The 9,080-nt window shown below is 51.3% G+C and carries 6 protein-coding genes; 4 read left to right on the top strand and 2 right to left on the bottom strand.

Annotation, left to right across the window (positions count from 1 at the left end):
• The first annotated feature begins 247 nt into the window (after positions 1 to 247).
• From purL to CHL74_RS12000, 3 genes are all read left to right on the top strand, one after another.
• Complete coding sequence (gene purL, locus CHL74_RS11990) at positions 248 to 3,991, top strand: phosphoribosylformylglycinamidine synthase (protein ID WP_094881423.1); 3,744 nt, start codon at positions 248 to 250, stop codon at positions 3,989 to 3,991.
• A 117-nt stretch (positions 3,992 to 4,108) separates the two neighbouring features.
• Positions 4,109 to 4,654 (top strand): chromate transporter, encoded by a 546-nt coding sequence (locus CHL74_RS11995; protein WP_094881425.1) that lies wholly within the window; start codon positions 4,109 to 4,111, stop codon positions 4,652 to 4,654.
• A gap of 12 nt (positions 4,655 to 4,666) precedes the next feature.
• Entirely contained in the window at positions 4,667 to 5,242 is a 576-nt protein-coding gene (locus tag CHL74_RS12000) for a chromate transporter (RefSeq protein ID WP_094881426.1), read from the top strand.
• 114 nt (positions 5,243 to 5,356) lie between these two features.
• On the opposite strand, the gene gpmI is transcribed toward CHL74_RS12000, so the two are convergent.
• Positions 5,357 to 6,880: a 2,3-bisphosphoglycerate-independent phosphoglycerate mutase gene (gene gpmI / locus CHL74_RS12005; protein WP_094881428.1), complete on the bottom strand. Its 1,524-nt coding sequence runs from the start codon at positions 6,878 to 6,880 to the stop codon at positions 5,357 to 5,359.
• A 560-nt stretch (positions 6,881 to 7,440) separates the two neighbouring features.
• Between gpmI and CHL74_RS12010 the strand changes: the two genes are divergently transcribed.
• On the top strand, positions 7,441 to 8,637 hold the full coding sequence (locus tag CHL74_RS12010) for a dicarboxylate/amino acid:cation symporter (protein ID WP_094881429.1): 1,197 nt from the start codon (positions 7,441 to 7,443) through the stop codon (positions 8,635 to 8,637).
• 253 nt (positions 8,638 to 8,890) lie between these two features.
• On the opposite strand, the gene CHL74_RS16015 is transcribed toward CHL74_RS12010, so the two are convergent.
• Positions 8,891 to 9,080, bottom strand: a 190-nt coding sequence (locus tag CHL74_RS16015; RefSeq protein WP_217901456.1) for a hypothetical protein, incomplete at its 5' end; no start/stop codon positions are given.

The following is a 9,080-nucleotide window of genomic DNA, read 5'->3' on the forward strand; positions in this document are numbered from 1 at the left end:
GGCATTCCTGTCGTCAGCGATGGCAATATACCACAATATCATCAAGCCCCTCAATAATCTACCATATAAGAACCTATTAATTATCATTATAAGTTTTTTTAGCTCACTTCCTCGTGATGAGGCGGTGAGTTTTTTTTGCCTAAAACTTCATTAATATACACTTTTGCATAGAAAAGAAGCCAAGGCATGAAAAAAAAATCGTAACTTTGCAAAGTAGAAATAATTTCCAAAAAACTATACAAGCAGTATGATTCTATTTTTCATGACTCCAAGCAAGAGCGTGATTGCCACAGGCGTGGATCACCAGCTCTCACAAGACGAGATCAATGAACTGTGTTGGCTTTACGGCGGTGCAACCCTCATCGAGGGCGAGACTGTCGAGGGTTTCTTCGTGGGCCCGCGCCGTGAAATGATTACTCCATGGAGTACGAATGCCGTAGAGATAACTCAGAACATGAGTCTCCACGGCATTTCACGTATTGAGGAATACTTCCCAGTAAGCTCCAAGGACGCTGATCACGACCCTATGCTCCAGCGTATGTACGAAGGACTCGACCAGGAGATTTTCACCGTTAATCACCAGCCGGAGCCTATCAAGCATGTTGAGAACATAGAAGAATACAACGAGCAGGAAGGTCTGGCGCTCTCATCCGAGGAGATTGAGTATCTCCACAAGATTGAGAAGCAGCTCGGACGCCCACTTACCGACTCTGAGATCTTCGGTTTCGCACAGATCAACTCTGAGCACTGCCGTCACAAGATTTTCGGCGGTACGTTCATCATTGACGGTAAGGAGATGGAGTCGTCGCTTTTCGCTATGATCAAGCAGACCACTAAGGAGAACCCCAACAAGATTCTCTCTGCTTACAAGGACAACGTGGCTTTCGCACAGGGTCCGGTTGTGGAGCAGTTCGCACCGAAGGATCAGTCTACAAGCGACTATTTCCAGGTGAAGGACATCGAGAGCGTTATCTCGCTCAAGGCTGAAACTCACAACTTCCCGACAACAGTGGAGCCGTTTAACGGTGCCGCTACCGGTACAGGCGGTGAGATCCGCGACCGTATGGGTGGTGGTGTAGGCTCATGGCCTATCGCCGGAACAGCTGTCTACATGACCGCTTATCCGCGTCTGAAGGACGACGAGGGCGTGGCTCGCGACTGGGAGGACATCATGCCCGTCCGCAACTGGCTCTATCAGACACCGGAGCAGATTCTTATCAAGGCCTCTAACGGTGCTTCTGACTTCGGCAACAAGTTCGGTCAGCCGCTGATTACTGGCTCTGTTCTGACATTCGAGCATCAGGAAGGTGCAGAGAAATACGCATACGACAAGGTTATCATGCTTGCCGGTGGTGTCGGTTACGGCACAAAGCGTGACTGTCTGAAGAAGGAACCGCAGAAGGGCAACAAGGTTGTCGTAGTCGGTGGCGATAACTATCGCATCGGTCTTGGTGGCGGTTCGGTATCGTCAGTTGACACCGGTCGCTATTCTAACGGTATCGAGTTGAACGCCGTTCAGCGTGCCAATCCTGAGATGCAGAAGCGTGCTTACAACCTCGTTCGCGCACTCTGCGAGGAGGATGTCAATCCTGTAGTTTCCATCCACGACCACGGTTCAGCCGGTCACCTCAACTGTCTCTCAGAGCTTGTTGAGGAGTGCGGTGGCGAGATAGACATGACAAAGCTGCCTATCGGCGACAAGACACTTTCGTCTAAGGAGATTATCGCTAACGAGAGCCAGGAGCGTATGGGCCTGCTCATCGACGAGAAGCACATCGAACATGTACGTCGTATCGCTGAGCGCGAGCGTGCTCCGCTGTATGTAGTAGGCGAGACAACAGGCGACGCTCACTTCTCATTCAAGCAGGGTGACGGCGTTAAGCCTTTCGACCTCGACGTAGCCCAGATGTTCGGTCACTCTCCGAAGACCATCATGCGCGACGAGACAGTGGAACGCCACTATCGTGACGCTGAATATACACACGAGGAGAAGTCGGAGAACGGCAAGGACGACGTACTCGACAAGTATGTAAGCCGCGTGCTTCAGCTTGAGGCTGTGGCTTGTAAGGACTGGTTGACCAACAAGGTGGACCGTTCCGTTACTGGTAAGATTGCCCGCCAGCAGTGCCAGGGCGAGATTCAGCTGCCGCTTTCTGACTGCGGCGTCGTGGCTCTCGACTATCGTGGACGCAAGGGTATAGCCACTGCTCTCGGTCATGCACCGCAGGCAGGACTTGCTTCTCCTGAGGCAGGATCAGTGCTTTCAGTTGCTGAGGCTCTCACAAACATCGTATGGGCTCCGCTCGCTGACGGACTTAACAGCCTCTCGCTCTCTGCCAACTGGATGTGGCCCTGCCGCTCACAGAAGGGTGAGGACGCACGTCTCTACAGCGCAGTTAAGGCTCTTAGCGAATTCTGCCGCGACCTTAAGGTCAACGTTCCGACCGGTAAGGACTCGCTCTCGCTCTGTCAGCAGTATCCTAACGGCGAGAAGATTATCTCTCCGGGAACCGTTATCGTAAGCGCAGGTGGCGAGGTGAGCGACATCCGCAAGGTGGTTTCGCCCGTACTCGTCAACGACAAGAACTCATCTATCTATCATATCGACTTCTCATTCGACGAGCAGCGCCTCGGCGGCAGCGCCTTCGCACAGAGCCTCGGCTTCGTTGGCGACGACGTTCCTACAGTGAAGAATCCTGAATACTTCGCTGACTGCTTCAACGCTGTTCAGGAGATGATTGAGAAGGGATGGATTATGGCAGGTCACGACATCTCGGCTGGTGGTCTTATCACTACTCTTCTCGAGATGTGCTTCGCCAACCGTGAGGGCGGTATGCACGTCAACCTCCACGACCTCGCAGGTGACGACATCATCAAGATGCTCCTCGCTGAGAACCCGGGTGTGGTTATCCAGGTTAGCGATAAGTATAAGGAGGAGTTCCGCACATATATGGAGGACAATGGCATCGGCTATGCAAAGATCGGTTATCCCACTCCGGCAGAGCGCACAATCGTCATCAAGAAGGACGAATACACACACGCATTCGACATCGACGCACTCCGCGAGACATGGTATAAGACTTCTTACCTCCTCGACCGCGACCAGAGCTTCAACGGCTGCGCACGCAAGCGCCGCGACAACTATAAGAACCAGCCGGTGGAGATGAAGTTCCACGACTCGTTCAAGGGCACTCTCGAGAGCTACGGCATCTCTGCAGACCGCCGCACTCCGTCGGGCGTCAAGGCTGCCATTATCCGTGAGAAGGGTACCAACGGTGAGCGCGAGATGGCTTACTCACTCTATCTTGCTGGCTTCGACGTTAAGGACGTGATGATGACCGACCTTATCAGCGGACGCGAGACACTTGAGGACGTCAACATGATTGTCTTCTGCGGTGGCTTCTCTAACTCTGACGTGCTCGGCTCTGCAAAGGGATGGGCAGGTGCGTTCCTCTTCAATCCGAAGGCTAAGGAGGCACTCGACAAGTTCTATGCACGCAAGGACACCCTCTCGCTCGGTATCTGCAACGGTTGTCAGCTGATGGTTGAGCTTAACCTTATCAACCCGGATCACGAGAAGCGCACACGCATGCTCCACAACGATTCGCACAAGTTCGAGAGCAACTTCCTCGGTGTTGAGATTCCGCAGAACGACAGCGTGATGTTCTCTTCACTCAGCGGCGACAAGCTCGGCATCTGGGTGGCACACGGAGAGGGCAAGTTCTCATTGCCTGAGGCAGAGGACAAGTACAACGTTGTGGCACGCTACAACTACTCAGAGTATCCGGGCAACCCGAACGGATCTGACTATAACGTAGCTGGTATCTGCTCTGCAGACGGCCGTCACCTCGCCATGATGCCTCACCTTGAGCGTGCCATCTTCCCGTGGCAGAACGCTTGGTATCTCGCAGACCGCCGTCAGGACGAGGTTACTCCGTGGATTGAGGCGTTCGTCAACGCTCGCAAGTGGATTGAGAACTTCGGCAAGTAAGCTTATTTAAGCCGCAAGTATATATTTTAATATAACCCAAAAAGACTAATGACAGCCGTGAAAAGCTGTCATTAGTCTTTTCTTTCACATCTTACATTTATCTACAACGCAACACCCATGACCAATTTCTATATAGACGCATTCCGTGTTTTCTCAAAGATAGGACTGTTCACACTCGGTGGTGGATATGCCATGATACCTGCTATAGAGGCAGAAGTGGTGGACCGGAAGAAATGGATGAGCCGTGAGGAGTTTCTTGACCTCATTGCCGTGGCGCAAAGTTGCCCCGGCGCCCTCGCCATAAACATCAGCGTCTTCGTGGGATACAGACTGAAGAAGCTGCCGGGAGCCATCTGCACCACCATCGGCGCAGCCCTTCCCTCCTTCCTCATCATCCTTCTCATAGCCATGTTCTTCCGCCAGTTTCAGGACAACGCCGTTGTCGGATCGATATTCAATGGCATCCGTCCCGCAGTAGTGGCGCTCATAGCCGTCCCCGTTTTCTCAATGGCGCGTTCGGCTCGCATAACATGGACCAACTGCTGGATTCCGTTCGTATGTGCTCTTCTGATTTGGATAATAAAGGTGAATCCGATATACGTGCTTGTTGCAGCAGGAGCATGCGGATATCTTTACGGCACGATGATAAAGCCGACAGAATAATAAAATATAGCAATGATATTCCTACAACTCTTCATTACGTTTTTCCAAATAGGACTCTTCGGATTCGGTGGAGGCTACGGCATGCTGTCGCTCATTCAGACGCAGACCGTAACGCATCATGCGTGGCTCACATCCGCAGAGTTTACCAATATTGTGGCGGTCAGCCAGATGACTCCGGGTCCCGTCGGCATCAATTCAGCCACTTACTGCGGATATGCAGCCGTACACAATGCCGGCATGGGAGAGTGGTATGCCGTCCTCGGCAGCGCCATTGCCACGTTGGCTCTCGTCCTCCCGTCGTTCATCATAATGGTGCTCATCTGCCGCGTATTTATGCGTTACATGGACACGCTCGTCGTTCAGAGCGTGATGGCTGGCTTGCGTCCAGCCGTCGTCGGCCTTATAGCCGCAGCCGCCCTTATGCTTATGACTCCTGAGAACTTCTCCGCTCCGAGCGTCAATCCTTGGCAGTTCTGGATAAGCATCATTATTTTCGCTGCTACATTCTTCGGCACAAAGATAATGAAGATAAATCCTATAAAGATGATTTGTTGGGCAGCGTTCGCAGGACTTATGCTGCTTTATTAAGTTTATTATAAAACAAAAAAGTTAGGGAAGCACTACAAAATGCTTCCCTAACTTTTTTTTATGTCTATATCAGATGTATCCTAATCAGGATATCATCAGATGTATTCTCTGTTTTTACTTGTTGTCCTCGATGAGGTTTTCACCGGTCATGTCGGCGGGCTGCTCCATTCCGAGGATGTGGAGGATAGAAGGAGCCACGTCAGCGAGGCGTCCGTCCTTTACAGTAGCCGAGTTGTTGTCAGTAACGTAGATGAACGGAACCGGGTTCAATGAGTGAGCGGTGTTCGGTGTGCCGTCCTCGTTGAGAGCGTGGTCAGCGTTGCCGTGGTCAGCGATGATGATGGTCTCGTAGTCGTTGGCCTTAGCTGTCTCCACCACTTCCTTCACGCAGTTGTCGATGGCGTGAACAGCCTTTGCGATGGCGTTGTAGATGCCGGTATGACCAACCATGTCACCGTTGGCGAAGTTTACGACGATGAAGTCATACTCCTGTGTCTTGATTGCACCTACGAGCTTGTCCTTCACCTCGTATGCGCTCATCTCCGGCTTGAGGTCGTATGTGGCAACCTTCGGAGAGGGAACGAGGATGCGGTCCTCACCTTCGTACGGAGTCTCGCGGCCACCGTTGAAGAAGAATGTCACGTGAGCATACTTCTCTGTCTCTGCTGTGTGGAGCTGACGCTTGCCATTAGCCGAGAGATACTCGCCAAGAGTGTTCATTACGTTCTCCTTCGGGAAGAGGATGTTTACGCCGGTGAATGAAGCGTCGTACGGAGTCATGCAGAAATACTGCAGGTCCTTGATGGTGTGCATGCCAGCCTCCTCGTGCTCCTTCTGTGTGAGCACCTCTGTAAGCTCCTTGGCACGGTCGTTACGATAGTTGATGAAGATGACAACGTCGCCCTCCTCAATCTTGCCGTTAACTGTAGAGTTGTTGATAGGAAGGATAAACTCGTCTGTCACGCCGTCGTCATAGCTCTCCTGCATTGCCTTCACCATGTCGTCAGCCTGCTTGCCCTTGCCCTCTACGAGCAGGTCGTAAGCCTCCTTAACGCGCTCCCAGCGCTTGTCGCGGTCCATTGCGTAGAAACGACCTACGATGCTGGCGATGTGTGCGCCGTTCTTGTCGCAGCACTCCTGCACCTGCTCGATGAATCCCTTACCTGACTTCGGGTCGGTGTCGCGACCGTCCATGAAGCAGTGTACGTAAACGTCGTTCAGACCATACTCCTTACCGATCTCGATGAACTTGAAGAGGTGGTCGAGTGATGAGTGAACACCGCCGGTAGAGGTAAGACCCATGAGGTGGAGCTTCTTGCCGTTCTCCTTAGCGTAGCTGTAAGCCTTGATGATTTCCTTGTTCTTGAGGATAGATCCGTCATTGCATGCACGGTTGATCTTAACGAGGTCCTGATAAACGATGCGGCCCGCACCGATGTTCAGGTGACCAACCTCTGAGTTACCCATCTGGCCCGCAGGCAGACCTACGTCCTCACCGCATGTGAGGAGCTGTGAGTGAGCGCTCACCGCTGTGAGATAGTCAAGATAAGGAGTCGGAGTGTTATAGATTACGTCTCCCTTGCCATGCTGGCCGATGCCCCATCCGTCGAGGATCATCAATAAAGCTTTCTTTGCCATAATGTGTGTATATTTTATATTATAATAATGTATACTATATTGTTATGCAAAGTTACAATATTCGCCTTTAACTGCAAAATGAAAGCCACGATTTTTTATTTAAGTTGAGAGTTGAGAGTAATCTTGATTTTGTTATAGACTATAACAAAAAATACGTTTCTGCTAATAATTTTTAATGAAATATTTGTTTGTTCTAATTAATAGTTATATATTTGCATCCGGAAATAATAGTTTATAATTTCAGTGTTTCAGGACAACTGTAAGCGGCTAAAGCGTAGCCGAAATGTTATCACAATCAGTCATTAAATGAGAGTTAAAAGATTTTTAGACCGTGCTTCAGATCAGCACACAACTTACGTAAGCAGAGGTTGGCATTGTCCAAGGGCGTAGGCTTTTGGCGCCTCCTCCAAGCTTACGAAGAGATTTTCCTCCTTTCGCAGCATTTTCTTCTTCTAACATTCGTCTACGTATCGCAAAAACACTACCTTTGCGATTGTCTTTTTGTATAACAAAAAAACATAAACTATTAACCATTAACCTCATCATCAGTTCTTACAGACATGAGAATCCCCAAGATTGGCTTGTTGCCTAAGATTATCATTGCCATAGCTCTCGGTATAGCTCTTGGCATAGAAACCCCGGAAATGCCGGTTCGCATCTTCGTTACGTTCAATTCGCTCTTCAGCGAGTTCCTCGGATTCCTTATCCCGCTGATTATCGTCGGCCTTGTCACTCCTGCCATCGCCGACATCGGCAAGGGCGCGGGCAAGCTGCTCCTCGTCACGGCTCTTCTGGCATACGGTGCTACGGTGTTGTCCGGATTCATGTCGTACGGAGTGGGGCAGACCTTCTTCCCGTCGATGATTTCGGAGAACGTCCAGCTGTCGCAGGTAAGCGAGGCGCAGGGCGTCAAGCCGTTCTTCACCATCAGCATTCCGGCGCCGTTGAACGTGATGACGTCCCTCATATTGGCGTTCACGCTCGGCCTTGGCATCGCCCATCTCGAGTCGAAGTCGCTGCGCAACGGCTTCTCGGAGTTCCGCGACATCATTACGAAGACCATTCAGGTGGTGGTGCTTCCGCTCCTTCCCATCTACATCTTCGGCATCTTCTTCAATATGACTCATTCCGGCGAGGTGTTCCGCGTGCTCTCGGTGTTCGTCAAGATCATCGGCGTGATATTCGTGATGCACATCTTCCTCCTCGTCTTCCAGTATTGTGTGGCGGCTCTCTTCGGTCGTAAGAATCCGTTGCGCATGCTTGGCACCATGCTTCCGGCGTATTTCACGGCGCTCGGCACGCAGTCGTCTGCCGCCACCATTCCCGTGACGCTGCGCCAGACCATCAAGAACGGCGTGGACAGCGACATCGCCGGCTTCGTCATTCCTCTCTGCGCCACCATCCACCTCTCGGGCAGCACCATGAAGATTGTGGCTTGCGCCTTGGCTCTGATGATGATGCAGAACATTCCCTATGACTTCCAGATGATTACGGGCTTCATCCTCATGCTCGGCGTGACGATGGTGGCAGCTCCAGGCGTTCCGGGTGGAGCCATCATGGCAGCGCTCGGCGTCCTGTCATCAATGCTTGGCTTCGACGAGAAAGCACTCGCCCTGATGATTGCCCTCTACATCGCCATGGACAGCTTCGGCACAGCCTGCAACGTGACTGGTGACGGCGCCCTCGCTGTCATCATCAACAGGATGTGGAAGGGAAAGAAGAAGCAGAATGCCGGCGCGGCTGAAGAGTGCCAGTAAGGGTATTATTTAAATTGCAGTTTATCTGTGAGATTATAAATGAGCTTGCCGTGACAAACCTAGGAGGCTATGGCGTCTCGCCGTAGCCACGCACCCACGAACGACCAGCAGATTGAGTTTGAGCTGCTGGTTCCGCGGAGCGGGACCTATATAATGAAAACCCACTGCAAGCTGCGAAGCAGCGCAGCTGTGGGTACGTGCGACACCTCCACCTAAATATAGTTCCCCGAAGGGTAGGGTGTTCAAAATCGCTTTAAAATCCTGCGCATTTTTTACCTATAGTATTGATGCGCTTGACCACCAAATTTGGAGAAAGGTTTTCATCCGTCCATTCCTTAATGTGACGGTGTCTTCCTTCCTCCAATCTTTGTTTAAAATTGAAATTAACTCGTCTGTCCTTATCTGCCAAATTAAGGCGAAGCGGCATCATCAGAATTATAGGA

This window comes from Prevotella sp. 885 (assembly GCF_002265625.1).
Lineage (GTDB): Bacteria > Bacteroidota > Bacteroidia > Bacteroidales > Bacteroidaceae > Prevotella.

What these genes read in the sequence shown, in the direction of transcription:
- CHL74_RS12010 (WP_094881429.1), top strand. Translation starts at nt 7,441, where the DNA reads ATGAGAATCCCCAAGATTGGCTTGTTGCCTAAGATTATCATTGCCATA.
- gpmI (WP_094881428.1), bottom strand. Translation starts at nt 6,880, where the DNA reads ATGGCAAAGAAAGCTTTATTGATGATCCTCGACGGATGGGGCATCGGC.
- CHL74_RS12000 (WP_094881426.1), top strand. Translation starts at nt 4,667, where the DNA reads ATGATATTCCTACAACTCTTCATTACGTTTTTCCAAATAGGACTCTTC.
- purL (WP_094881423.1), top strand. Translation starts at nt 248, where the DNA reads ATGATTCTATTTTTCATGACTCCAAGCAAGAGCGTGATTGCCACAGGC.
- CHL74_RS11995 (WP_094881425.1), top strand. Translation starts at nt 4,109, where the DNA reads ATGACCAATTTCTATATAGACGCATTCCGTGTTTTCTCAAAGATAGGA.